An 18,319-nucleotide genomic window follows, 5' to 3' on the forward strand; every position below is an offset into this window, starting at 1 on the left:
GGGTTCAGCCGCGCGGCGGCTTCGGCGTCACCCAGAGCCGGATGACGCCCTCGACGACCACCGTGCCGTCGTCACGCACGCCGCGCACGCGCACGGGAACGTCGGGGTCGTCCCCGGTCCACTGGCCGGGGTCGGTCTCGGCGACGCAGGTGATGTCGCTGGTGGCCTTGGCGGTGTAGCTGACCTCCATGCCCTTGGGGATCCAGCGCCGGTCGCCCGGGATGCTGGCTTCGGCGAGCGCGCCCATGGCGGCCTCGAGCCCGTTGCACAGCGCGATGGCGTGCACGGTGCCGAGGTGGTTGTGCACGCCGCGGCGCTTGGGGATCACGAGCTCGGCGCGGTTGGGCCGGATCTCGGTGAAGCGCGGCCGGATGGTGGCGAAGTAGGGCGCCTTCTGGCTGAAGGCGAACGAGAACAGCCGGGTGCCCAGGACGGGGCCCACCACGGGGAGGCTGCTCGACTTCTGCCACAGGGTCAGCACGCTGCTCATGCAGCGCAGGCTACCAGTGGGTAACTTGACGTGTCAGCGCCCCCGCCAGGACAAGTTCAGCGCAGGGTGAGGAACAGCCGCTCCGCGCGCTCGAGGTCCTCGGTCGCGATGCCGGCCTCGGGCGGGATGGTGCTGGTGAGCTCGGTGACCAGCGCGACGTAGGCCGCGCGGTCGAGCGCGCGCGTCACCGCCTTGAGCTGCTGCAGCACCGACTCGACGTCGCGGCCGGCCTCGATCATGTCGAGCACGCCCGACAGCTGACCCTGCGCCCGCTTGAGCCGGTTGACCACCCCGGCCATCTCTCGTACGTCCACTCTGGTCCCCCTCCAGAAGTGCTGGCGACCTCGTGTACTCCCCCGAGCGTCTCCCTCAAGGGGCGACATTAGCGCGCCGGGCGCTCCCACGCGCGCAGCACCTCCACGCGGTTGCCGGCGGCGTCGAAGGAGTGCAGCCGCTCGTAGCCGGGAAACGTCGCCCGCTCGGCGAGGTCGACCTCGAAGCCGAGGCCCTCCAGACGCGCCGCCAGCTCGTCGACGGTCGGCGGCGGCGCACCGTCCGGGCCGGCCTCGAGCAGCAGGGCCGGGTGCGCCTTGCGGGCGGGCGCGAAGGGGTCCTCGACGCCCACGTGCAGCTCGGCGGTGACGGCGCCCGCGGCGTCGAGGGCCCGGAACCAGCAGCCGCCTCGACCGGCGAGCTCGGCGGGCTTGGGCACCTCCTGCAGACCCAGGCCCTCGCCGTAGAAGCGGCGGGCTCCCCCCTCGCCCCCACGAGGACAGGCGACCTGGACGTGGTGGAGCCTCATGCGATCGTCCTCTCGGGCGTGCGGGCCACGACGAAGACGCGGCGGAACGGGAGCACCACGCCCTGGGTGCGCGGCGGGTAGGCGGTGCGCAGGCGCTGCTTGAGCTCGGCCTCGAAACCGGCTCGCAGCTCGGCGGGGAGGGCGGCGAGCACCGGCCGGGCGCTGGTGCTGCTGATCCAGGTGAACACCGGGTCCTCGCCCGTGAGCACGTGCAGGTAGGTGGTCTCCCAGGCGTCCACGGCGCACCCGAGCGCCGTCAGCGCCTCGAGGTAGGTGGCCGGGTCGTGGCTGCCGGGTCGCTCGAGCCCCGCCGTGTGGGCCGCGTAGGGCTGCTCCGCCTCCAGCTCACGGCGCAGCACGTGACTCGGCTCCTCGAAGTTGCCCGGCACCTGGAAGGCCAGCCAGCCGCCCGGGGTCACGGCGTCCACCAAGCGCGGGAGGAGCTCGAGGTGGTCGGGCACCCACTGCAGCGTCGCGTGGGAGACCAGCACGTCGACCGGGTCCGCCGGCGTCCAGTCGCGCAGGTCCCCCTCCTCGAAGGCGAGCCCCGGCTCGGCCTGCCGGGCGCGCGCCACCATCTCGGGGCTGCTGTCGACCCCGGTCACCTGCGCCCCCGGCCAGCGCCGCGCGAGGAGCGCCGTCAGGTTGCCCGGCCCGCAGCCCAGGTCGACGACTGCGCGCGGCGCCGTCGCGCCCACGCGGGCGAGCAGGTCGAGCATCGGGCGGCCCCGGTCGTCGGCGAACGCGAGGTAGCGGTCGGGGTCCCACGCGGCGGGGGTCGGCGTCGTCATGAGAAGTATCTTGATGTCAAGATATCTCGATGTCAAGATTCTCGACAGATCTCGCTAGACTCCGCGTCGTGCCCGAGCAGCCCGCGCCACGCGACGAGGTCGACGACCTCGTCGACGCCTGGGCGCGCGAGCTGCCCACGCTGGCGCTGGAGCCGGTGGCGGTCTTCTCCCGCATCCACCGCCTGGCCCGCCACCTCGACCTCGCCCGCCGCGAGGCCTTCAGCACCCACGGCATCGAGTCGTGGGAGTTCGACGTGCTCGCGGCCCTGCGGCGCGCCGGCGCCCCCTACGAGCTCTCGCCCGGGCGGCTGCTGCGCGAGACGCTCGTGACCAGCGGCACCATGACCAACCGCGTCGACCGGCTCGCCACCCGCGGCCTGGTGGAGCGCTCCCCCGACCCCGCCGACCGGCGCGGCGTCATCGTGCGGCTCACCCCCGCCGGCCGAGAGGCCGTGGACGGCGCCTTCGCCGCGCTGCTCGAGGCCGAGGCGGCGCTGCTGGCCGACCTCTCCCCCGCCGAGCAGGCCACGCTCGCCGACCTGCTGCGCTCGCTGCTCGCGCCGTACGCCTGAGGGTCCCAGGGCCGTCGCACCGTTCGCTCCGGCAGGTCAGCCGGCGAGCTCGGCGGCCTCCAGCCAGGCCAGCTCCAGCTCCTCCCGCTCGGCGGTGAGAGCCTGCAGCTGCTCGGACAGCGCACCCAGCCGGGCGTAGTCGGAGTCTCCGCTCTCGGCGGCGGCGGCCATCTGGGCGCCGAGCTCCGCCTCGCGGGCGGCGGCGCGCTCGAGCTGCTTCTCCAGGCGGGCCATGGTCTTGGCGGCGGCCCGGGCCTCCGCGCTGCCGGCCGCGGCGGCGGGCACGGCGGGAGCGCTGGACGCACCGGGCGAGGAGGAGTGCCCCGGCGCGCCGGCGGCCGTCGTCGCGCCCGAGCCGGTGGCCAGGCCGGCACGGCGCCGCTCCAGGTACTCGTCGACGCCGCGGGGCAGCATGGAGACCTGCCCGTCGCCGAGCAGCGCCCACACCGAGTCGGTGACCCGCTCGAGGAAGTACCGGTCGTGGGAGACGACGACGAGCGTGCCGGGCCAACCGTCCAGGAAGTCCTCCAGCACGGTGAGGGTCTCGATGTCGAGGTCGTTGGTGGGCTCGTCGAGCAGCAGCACGTTGGGCTCGCTGAGCAGCAGCCGCAGCAGCTGGAAGCGGCGCCGCTCGCCGCCGGAGAGGTCTCTGATGCGCGCGGTGAGCTTGTCGCCGGTGAACCCGAAGCGCTCGAGCAGCGAGGTGGCGCTCACCTCGCCGCCGGCGGTGCGCACCACGCGCGCCTGCGCCTCGATGGTGGCCAGCACCCGCGCCGTCGGGTCCTCGGGGGTGACGTCCTGGGTGAGGTGCTTCAGCGCGACGGTGCGCCCGCGGCGGACCCGGCCGGTCGTCGGCTCGAGGTCGCCGGAGAGCAGCGAGAGCACCGAGGTCTTGCCGGCGCCGTTGACGCCGACCAGCCCCACGCGGTCGCCGGGGCCCAGGCGCCACGTGGCGGCCTGGAGCAGCTCGCGCTCGCCGCGGCGCAGGTCGACGTCCTCGACGTCGATGACGTCCTTGCCGAGCCGCTGAGTGGCGAACCGCTCGAGCTCGAGGCGGTCGCGCGGCGGCGGCTCGTCCTCGATGAGCACCTGGGCCGCGTCCATGCGGAACTTGGGCTTGGAGGTGCGAGCCGGAGCGCCGCGGCGCAGCCAGGCCAGCTCCTTGCGCATCAGGTTCTGCCGGCGCTCCTCCGAGGCGGCGGCCTGGCGCTGACGCTCGGCCTTGGCCAGCACGAACGCCGCGTAGCCACCCTCGTAGGTGTCGACGGCGCCGTCGTGCACCTCCCAGGTCTGCTGGCACACGGCGTCCAGGAACCACCGGTCGTGGGTGACGACGACGAGCGCCGAGGACCGCCCGACCAGGTGCCCGGCCAGCCACGCCACCGCCTCGACGTCGAGGTGGTTGGTGGGCTCGTCGAGCACCACGAGGTCGTGCTCGCCCAGCAGCAGCGCCGCGAGCGCGCAGCGGCGCCGCTCGCCGCCGGAGAGACCGCGCACCGACCGGTCGAGCCCGACGCCGGCGAGCAGCTCCTCGACGATCTCGCGCAGCCGCTGCTCGGCCGCCCACTCGTGGTCGGCGCGGCCGCCCAGCACGGCCTCGCGCACGGTGTGCTCGTCGTCGAGCTCGTCGCCCTGGTGCAGGTAGCCGATGAGCAGGCCGCGCTGCTGGGAGACGCGGCCGGCGTCGGGGGTCTCCTGGCCGGTCATCACCTTGAGCAGGGTGGTCTTGCCGTCGCCGTTGCGGCCGACGACGCCGATCCGCTCGCCCTGCCCGACGCCGAGGGAGACCTCGGCCAGCAGCGGGCGCACGCCGTAGGACTTGGAGACCCGCTCGAGGTTGAGCAGGTTGGGGGCCTGGGCCATCAGAGTCGCTCCGGCTCGCGGGTCGTGGGGAGGGGGTCGGGGGTGGTGGGCACGGCTCAGACCACCACGTGGGCGCCGGCGACGGGCGCGGTGGCCACGAGCACGGTCACGGGGTCGTCGGCACCGTCGTCGGCGTCGCGACCCTGGAGCGCGCCCGCGACAGCGCGGGCCTCGTCGGCGGTCGAGCAGAGGAAGGCGCAGGTGGGTCCGGATCCGGAGACGATGCCGCGCAGCGCGCCCTCGGCCTCGCCGCGGGCCAGCAGGGCAGCGAGGTCGGGGCGCAGGTCGAGCGCCGCCTCCTGCAGGTCGTTGTGCAGGGCGCGCGCCAGCGCCAGCGGCTCGCCGGTCGCGACGGCGGTGAGCAGCGCCTGGGCCGAGGGCGGCGTGGCCGGGGCGTCGGGGCGCAGCTCGTCGAAGCGGCGGTAGACCGCGGGGGTCGAGAGGCCCCCCTCGCGACTGGGCACGAGCACCCACCACCACGAGCCGTCGTCGGCCACGGGCTCGACCAGCTCGCCGCGCCCGGTGCCCAGGGCGGTGCCGCCGAGCAGCGCGAAGGGCACGTCGCTACCGAGCTCCGCGGCGAGCGCGAGCAGGTCCTCGTCGGGCGTCTGCACGTCCCAGAGCCGGTCGAGCGCCACCAGCGCGGCGGCGGCGTCGGCCGAGCCTCCGGCCAGTCCGCCGGCGACGGGGATGGACTTGACCACCTCGACGTGCCCGGTGCGGCGCAGCCCGTGGTGGGCGGCCAGCACCTCGGCGGCGCGGGCCACCAGGTTGCGCCGGTCGAGCGGGACGGCGTCGAGGTCGACCCAGTCGCTGCCGCGCACCTGCAGGTCCCAGCCGTCGGCGGCGTAGGCCACGACGTCGTCGCACAGCCCGACGGCCTGGTAGACGGTCTCGAGCGGGTGGAAGCCGTCCTCGCGCGGGGCTCCGACGCCCAGGTGCAGGTTGACCTTCGCGGCCGCGCGCACGGTGATCACGCGACCACCGCCAGCGCCTCGGCGATCCGCGCGAAGTCGCCGACCTCGAGGGACTCCCCGCGCGCGGTGGGCGAGACCCCGGCCTGCACGAGCGCCGCCTCGGCGCGCTCGCCGGAGCCGGCCAGGGTGCGCAGCGTGCCGCGCAGGACCTTGCGTCGCTGCGCGAAGGCGGCGTCGACGACGGCGAAGACCTGCTCGCGGGTGGCGGTGGTGGCGGGGGGTTCGCGGCGGCTCCAGGCGACCAGGCCGGAGTCGACGTTGGGCGCGGGCCAGAAGACGGTGCGCCCGACGGCGCCCGCGCGGCGCACCTCGGCGTACCACGCGGCCTTGACCGAGGGCACGCCGTAGACCTTGCTGCCCGGGCGCGCTGCCAGGCGATCGGCCACCTCGGCCTGCACCATCACCAGCCCGCGCTCCAGCGAGGGCAGCAGCGCCAGCAGGTGCAGCAGCACCGGCACCGAGACGTTGTAGGGCAGGTTGGCGACCAGCGCGGTCGGCGCGGGGCCGGGGAGCTCCTGGACCGTCATCGCGTCGGCCAGCACCACCTCGAGGCGGTCGGCGTGGTCGGGGGCGTGCTCGGCCACGGTGGCGGGCAGCCGGGCGGCCAGCACGTCGTCGACCTCCACGGCCACGACGCGCGCCACGACCTCGAGCAGCGCCAGGGTCAGCGACCCCAGGCCGGGCCCCACCTCGACGACGACGTCGCGCTCCCCCACGCCGGACTCACGGACGATGCGGCGCACCGTGTTGGCGTCGATGACGAAGTTCTGCCCCCGCTGCTTGGTGGGCCGCAGGTCCAGCTCGGCGGCCAGCCGACGCACCTCCGTGGCCCCGAGCAACCTCGGGCCGGCGGAGGTGGTCATGGGGCCGAGGGTATCGAGCCCCGGGGCCGGCGTCGGCGGGCGGCTGCCGGCGCCGGCGTCCGCCCTCGCTGCCGTCGCCGCGCCGGGTCCCCCGTGGGGGCGCCGGGAGCCGGACTCGTCATCCCGATGTGCAGCTTGTCGGCCAACGCGTTGGCCGACAAGCGTGGGAGTACCCGGTCGACCGGGTAGATCCCCCACGCCGTCCCGCGTCAGGTGGGCAGCCCGAGCTTGGCAGCGCAGCCGGGCCAGGAGCCGTAGCCGCCGGTCGCGGCGCGCAGCCGCTCGGCGACGGCGATCTGGGTCTCGCGGGAGTTCTCGCTGGGCAGCCCGGTGCCGCCGTAGGCCTGCCAGGTGGGCAGGCTGAACTGCAGGCCGCCGTAGTAGCCGTTGCCGGTGTTGATGGCCCAGTTGCCGCCCGACTCGCACTGCGCCAGGGAGTCCCACACGGTGCCGCCGCCGGAGAAGTCGGCCGGGGCCACCTCGGGAGCGGTGCCCACCTCGACGACCTCGTCGACCGGCTCGCGCAGCACCCGCGCCTTGACGACCGAGCGCTCGTCCAGCTCGCCGTTGACGTAGGTGAGCCGGTAGGTGACGTCGCGGACGCCGGCGCGGCCCTCGCGGACCACCTCGGTCTCGCCCTCGGTCATCTCGTCGGTCTCCTGCTCGACCGTGCCGAACTCCAGCGCCTCGCGCTTGACGCGCTCGCGGGCGACGCGCACGTCGGTGTAGACGATGCGGTCGCCGTCGGCGACCTCGGTGTCGACGGCGGGCTTCGTGCGGTCGTTGGCGTCGACCTCGACGCCCATCCGCTCCAGTGCCTCCTCGACGGTCAGCACGGCCAGCTGGCGGCGCACCGGCTTCTTGCCGGCCACCGCGAGAGTGAGCTTCTTGGGGGTGACGACCTCGAGCTCGAGACCGCCGCGGCCGATCTCGGCGCCGCGGCTGGTGGAGAGCTTGGCCTGCGCGAAGGAGCTGCCGATCTCACCGAGCGCGGCGGAGACCTGGTCCTCGGTCACCCAGTGGGTGGTGGTCTCGCCGTCGACAGTGAGCTCGAGCGGACGGGCGAACTTCACGTTGATCCGGTCGCCGTCCTCGATCGGCTCGTCCAGACCCGGCGCGACGATGTCGCGGTCGGTGACCTCGACGCCCTCGGCCTCGAGGACGTCGGCGACGGTGCCGCCCATCGCGGTGACCTGCTGGTCCTGGCCGTCGAGGCTCAGGGTGACCTCGCGGGTCATCGTCGCGTAGCCGACGGTGGTGCCCACCACGGCGAGCACGACGACGCCCGCCAGCGAGGCGAGGGCGGCGCGGCTGGCCAGCACGCGCCCGAGGGCGCCGCGGCGCGGGGTGGATCCGGTGGATCCGGTGGATCCGGTGGATCCGGTGGATCCGGTGGTGGTGCTGGTGGTGGAGCTGGGGTCCTGCTCGGGCTGGCTGTGTCCAGGAGAGGGCACGTCTGTCCGTTCGTCGCGCGTCCCGGGCCTCGGGCAGCCGGCACCGACCCCCGCCCCCTCCTGCGCGTGGCAGGTGACGACGCCGTGGTCGTGGATGAGCGCTGCGCCGCCGCCGAGCAGGCTCGGCGGCCGCGGAGGACCACCCCGCACCGGCCTGGAATCCTTCCCCGATCCCGGCCGTCCGTGGTCCACGAGACCAGTCGACGACGCCTGCTGGCAAGTCCGCGGCTCCTGCTCGGGGTGGGGTTGTGACCGGGATCGCAGCCGTCTCGATACCCCGGGGGGTAGGAGGCGATCCCACGTCCACGTGGGATCGCGGAACAGGGGGGCCAGAATTCTGGCCCTCCGGTTCCGTGTTCACACGTCCACGTGGGATCACCCCCTACCCCCGGGGGCATCCTGAGCGAGCCGCTACCAAGCCCCGCCGAAGGCCACCTCGGTGTTGGCGTCCAGGGCGGCGCAGAGCTCGCCGAGGTCCTCGCCGCGGGTCTGCGCCATGGTGCGCACGGTGAGCGGCACCAGGTAGGAGGCGTTCAGCCGGCCGCGGTGGGGGGTGGGGGTGAGGTAGGGGGCGTCGGTCTCCACCAGGATCCGGTCCTGCGGTGCCACGGCGAGGGCGTCGCGCAGGGGCTGGGCGTTCTTGAACGTCACGGTGCCGGCGAAGGAGAGGTAGGCGCCGCGGTCCAGGCAGCGGCGCGCGAAGTCGGCGTCGCCGGAGAAGCAGTGCATCACCCAACGCTCGGGCGCCCCCTCGACGTCGAGCACCTCGAGCACCTGCTCGTGGGCGTCGCGGTCGTGGATGACGAGGGTCTTGTCGAGGCGCTTGGCCAGGTCGATGTGCGCGGCGAACGAGGCCACCTGGGCGGCGCGCCCCTCCTCGCCGGTGCGGAAGGTGTCGAGCCCGGTCTCGCCGACCGCGCGCACGCGCGGGTGCGAGGCCGCCAGCCGCTCGATCTCGGCCAGCGCCTCCTCCAGCCGCCCGGCCGCCGCCAGCAGCGGCGCCTCGTTGGGGTGCAGCGCCACCCCGGCCACCAGCGCGTCGTGGGTGGTGGCGGCCTCCACGGCCCAGCGTGCGCCCGGCAGGTCGCAGCCGATCTGCACGATCCGCGGCACCCCGACGGCGGCCGCGGCCGCGAGCAGCGCCTCGACGTCGACCGGCCCGTCCTCCCCGTCGTCCGTGCCGCGCCGGACGTCGAGGTGGCAGTGGTTGTCGACCACCGGGTGCGGCAGCGGCTCGGGCGCGGGCGGGCGGTCGCCTGCCAGGCCGGCGGGTGGCGTGGTGGTGTCGTGGCTCACCGGATCTCCCCCGTGATCCGCTCGAGCGCGACGGCGGCCAGCACCTCGGGCGCCTGCCCGGGCACCCAGTGGCTGACGCCGGGCAGCCGCTCGTAGCGGTAGTCGGCCTCCACGTAGCGCGGTGTCCAGCGCGCCCCCGCCTCGCCGACGAAGCGGTCGCCGTCGCTCCACAGCAGGGTGGTGGGCACCTGCACCTGGGCGTCGAGCAGCCGCCGCGCGGGCATCGGCAGCGCGCGGTACCACATCAGGCCGCCGCGCAGCGCGCCCTCGCCCACCATCTCGCGGCGGAAGCGCGCCACCTCGGCCTCGGTCATGCCGCCGGCCAGCAGCACCTGGTCGAAGCGCTGCGTGCGGGCCAGCCGCTCCACCAGCCCGGGCACCTGGAAGACGAACATGTACCAGCTCTTGAACAGCTGGGTCGAGGTCGCCACGGAGCGCAGGTAGGCCAGCGGGTGCGGCACCGAGACCGCCGTCAGGGTGCGCACGAGGTCCGGGCGCTGCGCGGCCACGTACCAGGCCACCACCGCACCCCAGTCGTGCCCGACCAGGTGCACCGGGCGACCCGCGAGTGCCGGCGAGGAGGCCAGCGCCACGACGTCGTCGACCAGGTGCTGGACGCGGTGGTCGCGACGCCGTCGCGGCCGTGCCCCCGGCGAGTAGCCGCGCTGGTCGGGCGCGAGCGTGCGCAGGCCGCGCGCGTGCAGCAGCGGCGCGACGGCGTCCCAGCACGAGGCGCGCTCGGGGAAGCCGTGCAGCAGCACCACCGGGTCGCCGTCCAGCGGCCCGGTGTCGCGCACGTCGAAGACCAGGCCCTCGTGCTCGTAGCGCTGGACGCGCTGCGCGCGCTCGTCGGGTGCGCTCTCAGGGTCGGTCGCCGCGTGGCTCACGGTCGTGTCTCCTTCGTGTCGTCGGCGTTCCTCGCCCCGTGCACCAGCCCGTACACCTGCCGCTTGGGGACCCCGGCGGCCCGGGCGACCTCCAGGATCGCCTCCTTGCGCGCCATGCCGGCGTCCTCGCGCCGGGCGACGGCGCTGCGCAGGCTGTCGTCGTCGGTGGCCAGGCGGGGGCCGGTGGCACCGGCGACGACGATCGTCACCTCGCCGCGCACTCCCTCGCCGGCCCACGTGACCAGCTCCGCCAGCGGGCCGCGGCGCACCTCCTCGTGGGTCTTGGTCAGCTCGCGGCACACCGCCGCCGGGCGGTCGGCGCCGAAGGCCTCGGCGAGTGCCTCCAGCGCCGCCGCGGTGCGGTGCGGCGCCTCGAAGAAGACCAGGGTGCGCGGCTCGTCGGCCAGCTCGGCCACGCGGCGCGACCGCTCGCCCCCCTTGCGCGGCAGGAAGCCCTCGAAGCAGAACCGGTCCACCGGCAGCCCGCTCACCGCCAGCGCCGTCAGCACCGCGGAGGGGCCGGGCACCGAGGTGACCGGCACGCCGGCCTCGACGGCGGCCGCCACGATCCGGTAGCCGGGGTCCGAGACGCTGGGCATGCCGGCGTCGGTCACCAGCAGCACCCGCTCGCCGGCCAGCAGCGCCTCCAGCAGCGCCGGGGTGCGGGCGGCCTCGTTGCCCTCGAAGTAGCTCACCACCCGCCCTCCGAGCGTGACGCCGAGGTCACCCACCAGGCGCTTGAGGCGTCGGGTGTCCTCCGCCGCGACGACGTCGGCACCCGCCAGCTCGGCGGCCAGTCGCGGCGAGGCGTCGTCGGGCCGCCCGATGGGTGTCGCCGCGAGCACCAGCGTGCCGGCTCCGGCGGGGGTCTCGGAGGTCACCGGCTGATCATGGCAGCACCGACGCCGCGCGCGCCGCGCGACGGGGGTGGGCCCCGTAGAGTCCCGGTACGTGAGCAGGCTCGAGCAGGCGCCGCCGTCGCGCACCGCCCGCACCGGCCTCTCCCGCACCGCCGACGGCGAGACGGTCCCGACCGCGGCCGAGCGAGCCGGGGGCACGACCTCGGTGCCCGGCGGCACCGGCTGGGCGGGTCGGGCCCGGCTGATGGGCTGGCTGGCGCCGCTCGCCGTCACCCTGGTGGCGTTCGGGATGCGCGTGTGGCGCCTGGGTGACCCCGCGCGGTTCGCCTTCGACGAGACCTACTACGCCAAGGACGCGTGGTCGCTGCTCAACTTCGGCTACGTGCGCAGCTACCTCGACCAGGTCGACGGCGTCGACGTGAACGACGCGATCCTCGACGGGCGCACCACCGGCGTCTGGGCCGAGGACCCCTCGATGATCGTCCACCCCGAGGTGGGCAAGTGGCTGATCGCCCTCGGTGAGAAGGCCTTCGGCATGGACCCGTTCGGGTGGCGCATCTCGGCGGCCGTGGTCGGCTCGCTGATGGTGCTGGTGATGTGCCGCCTGGTGCTGCGGCTCACCGGTTCGCTGCTGCTGGGCTGCCTGGCCGGGGCGCTGCTCGCGCTCGACGGCATGCACCTGGTGCTCTCGAGGGTGGCGCTGCTCGACATCTTCCTGGCCTTCTTCCTGCTGTGCGGCGTGGCCTGCGTGGTCAACGACCGGTACTGGATGCGTGCCCGGATGGCGCGCCTGGTGCAGGAGGGCGGCGACCCGCCGGGCTCGGGCGACTGGGGCCCGGTGCGCGGGCTGCTGCTGCGCCCCTGGCTGCTGCTCGGCGGCGTCAGCTTCGGGCTGGCGGTCGGCACCAAGTGGACGGCGCTCTTCCCGCTCGCGGCCCTGGGCCTGTTGACCTGGCTGTGGAGCGCCGGGGCGCGCCGCTCGTTCGGCGTGCGCTGGGCGGTGCTGCGCTCGGCCGTCGTCGACGGCGTCCCTGCCTTCGCCTCGCTCGTGGTGGTGGCCGGCCTCGTGTACACCGCGACCTGGACGGGCTGGCTCGTGCACGCCGACCAGTACGAGGAGCACCTCTCCTCGACCCAGTACACCCGCTTCGTGGCCGAGCGCCCCTGCACGGGCAGCGGCGAGGACCGCACCACCGACCACGAGATCGCCGAGACCGGTCGCTGGCCCACCGCCACGGAGCCGGACGCCAGCGGGCTGGGCGAGGTCACGCAGTCGCTGCGGTCGCTCTGGTACTACCACCAGGACGTCTACACCTTCCACAGCCACTTCCTGAACTGCAGCGACCACACCTACGAGTCCAAGCCGCTGGCCTGGCCGTTGCTCAACCGGACCGTCGGCGTGGCCGCCGACCTCGACATCGCCCCCGGCGAGCAGGGCTGCGCGGCGCCCGAGGACAGCGAGTGCCTCGAGCAGGTGCTCCTGCTCGGTACCCCGATGATCTGGTGGGCCGGGTGCCTGGCACTGCTCTACGCGGCGGCCGTGTGGCTCGGCGCCCGCGACTGGCGCTTCGGCCTGGCCGTCGTCGGCTTCGCCTCCACCTGGCTGCCGTGGACCGCCTACGACGACCGGCCGATCTTCTCCTTCTACGCGATCGCCATGCTGCCCTTCCTCGTCATCGCGCTCACCCTGGGCATCGGGAGGCTGATCGGCCCCACCCGGCCCGGCGGGCCGCGACGCACCGGTGGCGTCGTCGTGGCCGGCTCGTTCGTGGTGCTGGTGCTGGTGAACGCCGCGTGGTTCTGGCCCGTCTGGACCCACGAGCTGCTCACCCGATCCGAGTGGCTCGACCGGATGTGGTTCCGGCACTGGATCTAGGGATCCAGGGCCAGCTCAGCCGGCGTCGGCGCTCGCGGTGGCTCCGGTGCGGCAGGTCTCGGCGAAGTCCACCAGGTCGCCGGTGTTGAAGTGCGAGGGGTCCTCGTGCAGGCCGGTGGCGCGCAGCAGGGAGACCTCGCCGCCGCGCTCGGTGAGCGAGGAGATGAGCGGGCCGCTGTTCTCGTCGAAGAGCACCCAGTGGTCGTCCTTGGAGGCCACCACGCGGTAGCGCACCTCGGTGGGCAGCGTGTCGAGGTTGCGCACCGGGTCGCGCTCGGCCGGCGGCTCGCCGTCGAAGGCCTGGGCGATGAACTTGCGCCCGCCGGGCACGTTGTCCATCTCGCGCAGGTTGATGGCTGGCTTGACGCCGTACCAGCAGGCGGGGGGCTCGACGCCGAAGTTGAGCGCATTGAGCGAGACCGCCCCACCCATGGAGCCGCTCACCCAGAGCCGGACCTCGAGCCCGGTCTCGGCCTCGGCCCACTCGACCAGGCGACGGGCGTCCTCGGTGGAGGCCTCGTTGCCCCAGGAGGTGAAGTGGAAGTCGCTGGAGGCGATCACCCAGCCGGCACGGCGCAGGGACTGCAGCCACGGCCCGTCGACCCGGTTGGCGGCGTTGCCGCCCTGCCCGTGGAACCACACGGCGATGCCCTTGGGCTCGCCGTCTCCGGAGGGGAACGTCAGCTGGGCGCCCTGGCCCTCGAGCTCGGCGACCTGGATCTCGCCCTCGGTCTCACCGCTCGGTGCCGTGGTGGCACCCACCAGCAGACCGACCAGCAGCACGGTGAGCACCACCGTGACGACACCCTTGACGGCGGCCGACAACCAGCGCCTCACGCCCCACTCACCCCCGTGCCTGCCGTGCTGACCCTGCGCATGACTCCTCGACCCGTCCCATCGGGCCGCGCCACATCCTAGGCGAGGCCACCCCCGGGCGCCCATCCGACGGCTGCCCGGGCTGCTCCCGCCGTCCTGACCCTCAGCCGGCCAGCAGGCCCGGCGTCCGTGCCCGCAGCGCGTCCTCGAGCAGCGCCACCAGGGCCTCCAGCTGCACGTCGGCCGAGGAGCCGACCTCGCCGTCGGAGCCGTCCAGGGCACGCGCGGCCAGGCCGGCCTTGCTGTCGATCAGCTCGGCGACCTTGGCGTCGATGGTCTGCGCGGCGATGACCCGCCACGCCGTCACCGGCTGGTCCTGCCCGATGCGGTGGATGCGGTCGATGGCCTGGGTCTGCTCGGCGTCGGTCCAGGAGAGCTCGGCCAGCACCATGTTGGACGCCACCTGGAGGTTGATGCCGACCCCGGCCGCGGAGAGCGAGCACACCACGACGGCGACCTCGGGGTCCTCCACGAAGGCGTCGATGTTGCGGTTGCGCACGGTCGTGGACTGGTTGCCGCGGATCGAGGAGTACTTCAGGCCGCGCCGGGCGAAGGTCTCCTCGGCGATGTCCATGGCCTCGATGTGCTTGGCGAAGAAGACGACCTTGCCGACGCTCCGGGCCAGCTGGACGGCGTAGTCCGCCGCCAGCTCGGCCTTGGCCACACCGATGCGCTGCATCATCGTGAACACGTTCTCGCCGCCGGTCGAGCTGTCGCCGTCCTCGCGCTCCCAGGTCGCGACCCGGCGCACCAGCTCGTGGTCGATGCCGTCGGAGCCGTGCACGGCCGCGCCCGAGCTGCGGGCGGCGAGCGCGCTGTCGTAGCGCTTGACCAAGCGGCGTGCCAGCTGCCGCTCGGCCTCGCGGATCGAGCGCCCCTCCTCGCCGTCGAGCTCCACGGGCAGGTCGGCCACGCGCCGGGCCGGGATGGTGGCGGCGACGTCGATCTTGCGACGGCGCACGATGCCCTGCTCGATCACCTTGGTGCGGGCCGCGGGGTAGAAGGCGCGGTCGATCGGCGTCAGGCCGGTCTCCTCGAGCGCCTCCATCAGCGGCGGGCGCGGCTTCTTGTCGTCGATCCAGCCCAGGAACTGCCAGATCGCCTTGAAGTCCTCGATGTCGTTGATCAGCGGCGTACCGGTGAGCGCCATGAAGAGCGGACGGCCCACGCGCTTGCGGATGCGCTCGGAGAGCTGCAGCACGTGCTGGGAGCGCTGGGAGCTCTTGTTCTTGATGAAGTGCGCCTCGTCGACGACCATCCCGCGAAAGCCCAGGTTCCCGAGCCAGCCCACGTGCCGGTCGAGGATCTCGTAGTTGACCACGACGATGTCGGCGAACCCGTCCATCGAGTCGCCGTTGCCGTGCACGACGGTGACCGGGTGGCCCGGGGTCCACAGCGCGGCCTCGCGCGCCCAGTTGGTCTTGACGACGTTGGGCACCACCACGAGCAGCGGGTAGGCGTCGGCGGCCTGCGCCGCCAGCAGCGCCTGCGCGGTCTTGCCCAGACCCGGCTCGTCCGCGAGCAGGAACGAGCGATGACCGGCCTCGGCCGCGGCCACGACCTGCGCCTGGTGCGGCATCAGCGCGCGGCCCGGCCGGGTGAGCAGCTCCTCGGCGGGCGGCAGCGGCATGCAGGCCTTGGTGCCGTCGGTGGCGTCCTCGAAGGAGCGCAGCAGCGGCTCGAGGAGCTCCCAGCTGTCGAGCTTGCCGTAGGTGTGCTCGCGGCGCTCGGCCAGCGAGAAGTCAGGCGGCATGAACGGGTTGGCCAGCTGGCGGGCCACCACCGAGCGCGGCACCACCTGGTGGCGCTCGGCGGGCGCACCCTCGGGTCGCTCGGCGGGGGCCTCCGGCTCCGGCTGCTCGTACCCGGCCTCCTCCTGCATCTCCCGCTTGAGCGCCTTGGCGTCGCTGCTGAGCTCGGCGCCCTCGTCGAGCAGCGCGAAGAGGCTGGGGTGGCGCGCCGCGGTCTTGGCGAGGATCGTGGCGACGCCGTCGAGGCGCTTGAGCTGCTCGGCGCGCTGCGCCTCGGTGCCCTCGCCGCCGGCCTTGACCCGGGCACGCTCCTCGCGCACAAGCAGCGCCACCACCTGGAACGTCGTGTGGGTCGACTGGCTGACCCGCCCGCGCTGGACGTCGCCCTCCACCTCGCGCACGGCCTTCGCGAGCACCGGCATGATGCCCTCGTTGTCCTGGGGGCGGGTGCGGCGCTGGCGTGCCGTCCCCCGACCGCCGCCGCCCTGGCGCTGGCCTCGTCGAGCCACTCGTCCTCCTCGTGGGGGCCCGCACGGTCTCGGTGGCGCCGTCGGGCGGTGGGCACCGCGCCGCGGACCGGTCCGCGGGGCGTCCCGCGCCGGGGTGGCCGGCGGGTCGGGACGGCGGATCCGGCTGGTGCGGCGGGCCGTCTCGTCGATGACTGCGCCCTGCGGGGGCCTGACGAGCGACGCGCACGAGGCGGTGCCGCCGACCATGCTAGGTCATGCCCCCGGTCACGTCCCTCATCCGGGGCGTGGCGCCCGGGCTTGGGGGTGCCTCGGTGCCCGTTCGGGGTGTGGGTGCGGTCATGGAGCCACCACCACCCCGCGGCAGGGGTGCCTCAGTGACTGTGGGGGGCGCGCGTTCGGTCGCTGCGGCACCGCCACCCCCGGGCACGCACCGCCACGGCGGCTCGGCGGTGGCTCAGCCTGCGGCAGGTGCCGTGAGGCCCTCGGCGCCCAGGAGCGCCGTGAGCTTGGGGACCAGCGTGCCGACCAGGTCGTCCTTCTCCAGGTAGGCGTCGGCACCGGCGGCGAGGGCGCCGGCCTGCGCGCTGCTGGAGGGGAAGGCGGAGAGCATGACGATGGTGGCCTCCGGGCAGGCACGACGCACCAGCGGCAGGGCCTGCAGGCCGTCCATGACCGGCATCGCGATGTCGAGGAGGACGACGTCGGGGTGCAGCTCGTGGACCACCTCGACGGCGGAGATGCCGTCGCCGGCGCTGCCCACCACGCTCCACAGGCCGCCACCCCGGCGGCCGAGGACCAGGGTGATCAGCTCGCGCAGGTCCGGGGCGTCGTCGACGACGACGACGCGTCGCACGGCGGCTGCGGTGTCCGGCCCGGGAGCGGGGACGACGTCGAGCACCGGGTCGAGCACCGGGTCGAGCACCGGCGGGGGCGGGGTGGCGGTCATCGGCGCGTCTCCTCGGGTGAGGTGTGCTGATCGAGTGCGGCGTCACCGCCGGCGATGCGCGAGGCCGTCCGGCGAGGCGCAGGGTCATCGAGGGTCCACGGCGCCCGCTCCGGCGCGTGGCGCAGGGCGGTGCCGGGCAGCAACCGCTCGCCCACCAGCTGGCCGATCATCTCGCGCGAGTGCCGCGAGGCCTCGCCCACCAGGGAGCGGGCCTGCTCGGGGCGATCGAGGTCCATGGCCATCTCCGCGGCCACCAGGGCCTGCACGATCGTGTCGTTGAGCTCGCGGGCCATCCGCAACCGGTCGGCGCGCAGCGAGGCCCGGGCCTTCTCGACGCCGAGGCGCTCCTCGAGCTCGAGGACGCGGGCGCGCAGGCGCTCCACCTCGTCCCTCTGAGCGTCCATCACTCGTCTCCCGCTCTCGGCCCGCACACCCCGGGGTGCCCGAGTGCCGAGACGAGCGTAGGTCAGGTTCCCCGCGCTGCGCAGCAGGTTGCCCCTTCCCGCGCGCCCGCGCGGTCTCACGAGTCGCCCCCGGACGGCCACGCGACCCCGGTCGCTCTGACACAATCCCGGCGATGACGCCGTCGGAGCCCCTGCCCTCACCCGGGCTCGACCTCCTCCTCCGCCATGCCGATCGCGCAGCGCACGGGAGGGTCGAGCACCCGGCGGACGTGGCTGCGGTCGTGGGCGTCGAGCGGGTCGCGTGCCTGCTGGGCACCGAGGACCCCGCGGCGCTGCGGGCGGCGATCCTCGAGCCGGAGGCCGCCGGCGTCGTGCACCTGCCGGTCGTCGTCGAGCAGGTGCTGGACCGTGTCGACGTGGGACTGCTCACCGGCGACGACGGTCGCCCGCCGACCGTGGCCAGCATCAACGCCGAGGCCGGCGTTCACCACGTGGTCAGCGAGGCCGGCCTGCTGCGCGCCGGCACGCGTGCCGCGCACGCCACCATGCTGGCGCACCCCTACTACGAGCTGCGCTACGGCGCCCGCGGGCTCACCTGGGCCGTGGGCGACTCCAGCTGGCTGCTCGGACACACCGAGCTGACCACCGCGCAAGCGCTGCACCAGGTGCTGTGGCTGAGCCGGTTGCTCGCCGTCCGCGGGATGCCCTCGTGGCTGATGGAGCAGCACCTGGACTCCCTCACGCAGCACCTCGAGGAGGCCGGCTACGACCCCGGCGTCCTGCCGGAGGTGGCGCAGGCGCTGCGCGACCAGCGCGCCCCCTTCGTCGACGACGCGCTCATGGCCGACGCCGCCAGCTGGGTGGCCGACGCCGTCGAGGCCCCGCCCGCGCCCCAGGCCGGCTGGCTGGTGGCCGCCGCCGAGGCCGACGTCCTCACCGGGCTGATCTCCTCCAGCACCCCGGTCCTCGAGTGGTTCACCGATCCCGTGCGCACCTCCGCGCACGACGCCGCGGCGCTGCGCGACATCGGGCGCAAGGTCCTCGACGCCGCGGGCAGCCCGCACCAGCCGCGCCGCATCGTCTCGCCCGAGGAGCGCCACGACTGGGCCTACTGGCCCCCGGCCGGACGCACCTGAGGACT

At 74.5% G+C, this 18,319-nt stretch carries 18 protein-coding genes; 3 read left to right on the forward strand and 15 right to left on the reverse strand.

Annotated features, from left to right (window positions below):
- Positions 1–4: 4 nt before the first annotated feature.
- The 4 genes from ABD948_RS09965 to ABD948_RS09980 all read right to left on the reverse strand — a co-directional run bounded on the left by ABD948_RS09965 (position 5) and on the right by ABD948_RS09980 (position 2,083).
- The gene (locus ABD948_RS09965) at positions 5–490 is read right to left on the reverse strand and encodes a hotdog fold domain-containing protein (RefSeq protein WP_345265278.1); all 486 of its coding nucleotides are present in this window, start codon (positions 488–490) and stop codon (positions 5–7) included.
- A 56-nt stretch (positions 491–546) separates the two neighbouring features.
- Entirely contained in the window at positions 547–804 is a 258-nt protein-coding gene (locus ABD948_RS09970) for a metal-sensing transcriptional repressor (RefSeq protein WP_345265280.1), read from the reverse strand.
- 68 nt (positions 805–872) lie between these two features.
- Positions 873–1,292 carry a VOC family protein gene (locus ABD948_RS09975; protein WP_345265282.1) on the reverse strand — a complete coding sequence of 140 codons (420 nt, stop codon included), beginning with the start codon at positions 1,290–1,292 and terminating at the stop codon, positions 873–875.
- Complete coding sequence (locus ABD948_RS09980) at positions 1,289–2,083, reverse strand: trans-aconitate 2-methyltransferase (protein WP_345265284.1); 795 nt, start codon at positions 2,081–2,083, stop codon at positions 1,289–1,291. Before ABD948_RS09980 ends, ABD948_RS09975 begins: the two co-directional genes overlap by 4 nt.
- Positions 2,084–2,151: 68 nt before the next feature.
- On the opposite strand from ABD948_RS09980, the gene ABD948_RS09985 reads away from it, so the two are divergent.
- Positions 2,152–2,655, forward strand: coding sequence for a MarR family winged helix-turn-helix transcriptional regulator (locus ABD948_RS09985; protein ID WP_345265286.1), 504 nt, complete (start codon positions 2,152–2,154; stop codon positions 2,653–2,655).
- Between the two features lie 36 nt (positions 2,656–2,691).
- Here the strand turns inward: ABD948_RS09985 and ABD948_RS09990 are convergent, their stop codons facing one another.
- The 7 genes from ABD948_RS09990 to rsmI all read right to left on the reverse strand — a co-directional run bounded on the left by ABD948_RS09990 (position 2,692) and on the right by rsmI (position 10,876).
- Positions 2,692–4,518 (reverse strand): ABC-F family ATP-binding cassette domain-containing protein, encoded by a 1,827-nt coding sequence (locus ABD948_RS09990; RefSeq protein WP_345265288.1) that lies wholly within the window; start codon positions 4,516–4,518, stop codon positions 2,692–2,694.
- Between the two features lie 56 nt (positions 4,519–4,574).
- A complete protein-coding gene (locus ABD948_RS09995; RefSeq protein ID WP_345265290.1) occupies positions 4,575–5,495 on the reverse strand; it encodes a 4-(cytidine 5'-diphospho)-2-C-methyl-D-erythritol kinase in 921 nt (306 codons plus the stop codon).
- Positions 5,492–6,358, reverse strand: a complete 867-nt coding sequence (gene rsmA / locus ABD948_RS10000; protein WP_345265292.1) for a 16S rRNA (adenine(1518)-N(6)/adenine(1519)-N(6))-dimethyltransferase RsmA — start codon at positions 6,356–6,358, stop codon at positions 5,492–5,494. The genes ABD948_RS09995 and rsmA overlap by 4 nt, the downstream gene beginning before the upstream one ends.
- Before the next feature lie 209 nt (positions 6,359–6,567).
- Positions 6,568–7,812, reverse strand: a complete 1,245-nt coding sequence (locus ABD948_RS10005) for a resuscitation-promoting factor (RefSeq protein WP_345265294.1) — start codon at positions 7,810–7,812, stop codon at positions 6,568–6,570.
- A 411-nt stretch (positions 7,813–8,223) separates the two neighbouring features.
- Positions 8,224–9,108 (reverse strand): TatD family hydrolase, encoded by an 885-nt coding sequence (locus ABD948_RS10010; protein WP_345265296.1) that lies wholly within the window; start codon positions 9,106–9,108, stop codon positions 8,224–8,226.
- A complete protein-coding gene (locus ABD948_RS10015; RefSeq protein ID WP_345265298.1) occupies positions 9,105–9,995 on the reverse strand; it encodes an alpha/beta fold hydrolase in 891 nt (296 codons plus the stop codon). The genes ABD948_RS10010 and ABD948_RS10015 overlap by 4 nt, the downstream gene beginning before the upstream one ends.
- On the reverse strand, positions 9,992–10,876 hold the full coding sequence (gene rsmI / locus ABD948_RS10020; RefSeq protein ID WP_345265300.1) for a 16S rRNA (cytidine(1402)-2'-O)-methyltransferase: 885 nt from the start codon (positions 10,874–10,876) through the stop codon (positions 9,992–9,994). Before rsmI ends, ABD948_RS10015 begins: the two co-directional genes overlap by 4 nt.
- Before the next feature lie 70 nt (positions 10,877–10,946).
- On the opposite strand from rsmI, the gene ABD948_RS10025 reads away from it, so the two are divergent.
- Positions 10,947–12,731: a dolichyl-phosphate-mannose--protein mannosyltransferase gene (locus ABD948_RS10025; RefSeq protein WP_345265302.1), complete on the forward strand. Its 1,785-nt coding sequence runs from the start codon at positions 10,947–10,949 to the stop codon at positions 12,729–12,731.
- Positions 12,732–12,746: 15 nt separating this feature from the next.
- Here the strand turns inward: ABD948_RS10025 and ABD948_RS10030 are convergent, their stop codons facing one another.
- The 4 genes from ABD948_RS10030 to ABD948_RS10045 form a co-directional block, all read right to left on the reverse strand.
- Entirely contained in the window at positions 12,747–13,568 is an 822-nt protein-coding gene (locus ABD948_RS10030) for an alpha/beta hydrolase family protein (protein ID WP_345265304.1), read from the reverse strand.
- A 142-nt stretch (positions 13,569–13,710) separates the two neighbouring features.
- Complete coding sequence (locus ABD948_RS10035) at positions 13,711–15,867, reverse strand: DEAD/DEAH box helicase (RefSeq protein WP_345265306.1); 2,157 nt, start codon at positions 15,865–15,867, stop codon at positions 13,711–13,713.
- A 415-nt stretch (positions 15,868–16,282) separates the two neighbouring features.
- Complete coding sequence (locus tag ABD948_RS10040; RefSeq protein ID WP_345265308.1) at positions 16,283–16,774, reverse strand: response regulator transcription factor; 492 nt, start codon at positions 16,772–16,774, stop codon at positions 16,283–16,285.
- Positions 16,771–17,178 (reverse strand): sensor histidine kinase, encoded by a 408-nt coding sequence (locus ABD948_RS10045; RefSeq protein WP_345265310.1) that lies wholly within the window; start codon positions 17,176–17,178, stop codon positions 16,771–16,773. The genes ABD948_RS10040 and ABD948_RS10045 overlap by 4 nt, the downstream gene beginning before the upstream one ends.
- Before the next feature lie 269 nt (positions 17,179–17,447).
- On the opposite strand from ABD948_RS10045, the gene ABD948_RS10050 reads away from it, so the two are divergent.
- Entirely contained in the window at positions 17,448–18,314 is an 867-nt protein-coding gene (locus ABD948_RS10050) for a hypothetical protein (protein ID WP_345265312.1), read from the forward strand.
- Positions 18,315–18,319: the final 5 nt, after the last annotated feature.

Source organism: Nocardioides nanhaiensis (assembly GCF_039542785.1).
In the GTDB taxonomy this organism is placed as follows: Bacteria; Actinomycetota; Actinomycetes; order Propionibacteriales; family Nocardioidaceae; genus Nocardioides; species Nocardioides nanhaiensis.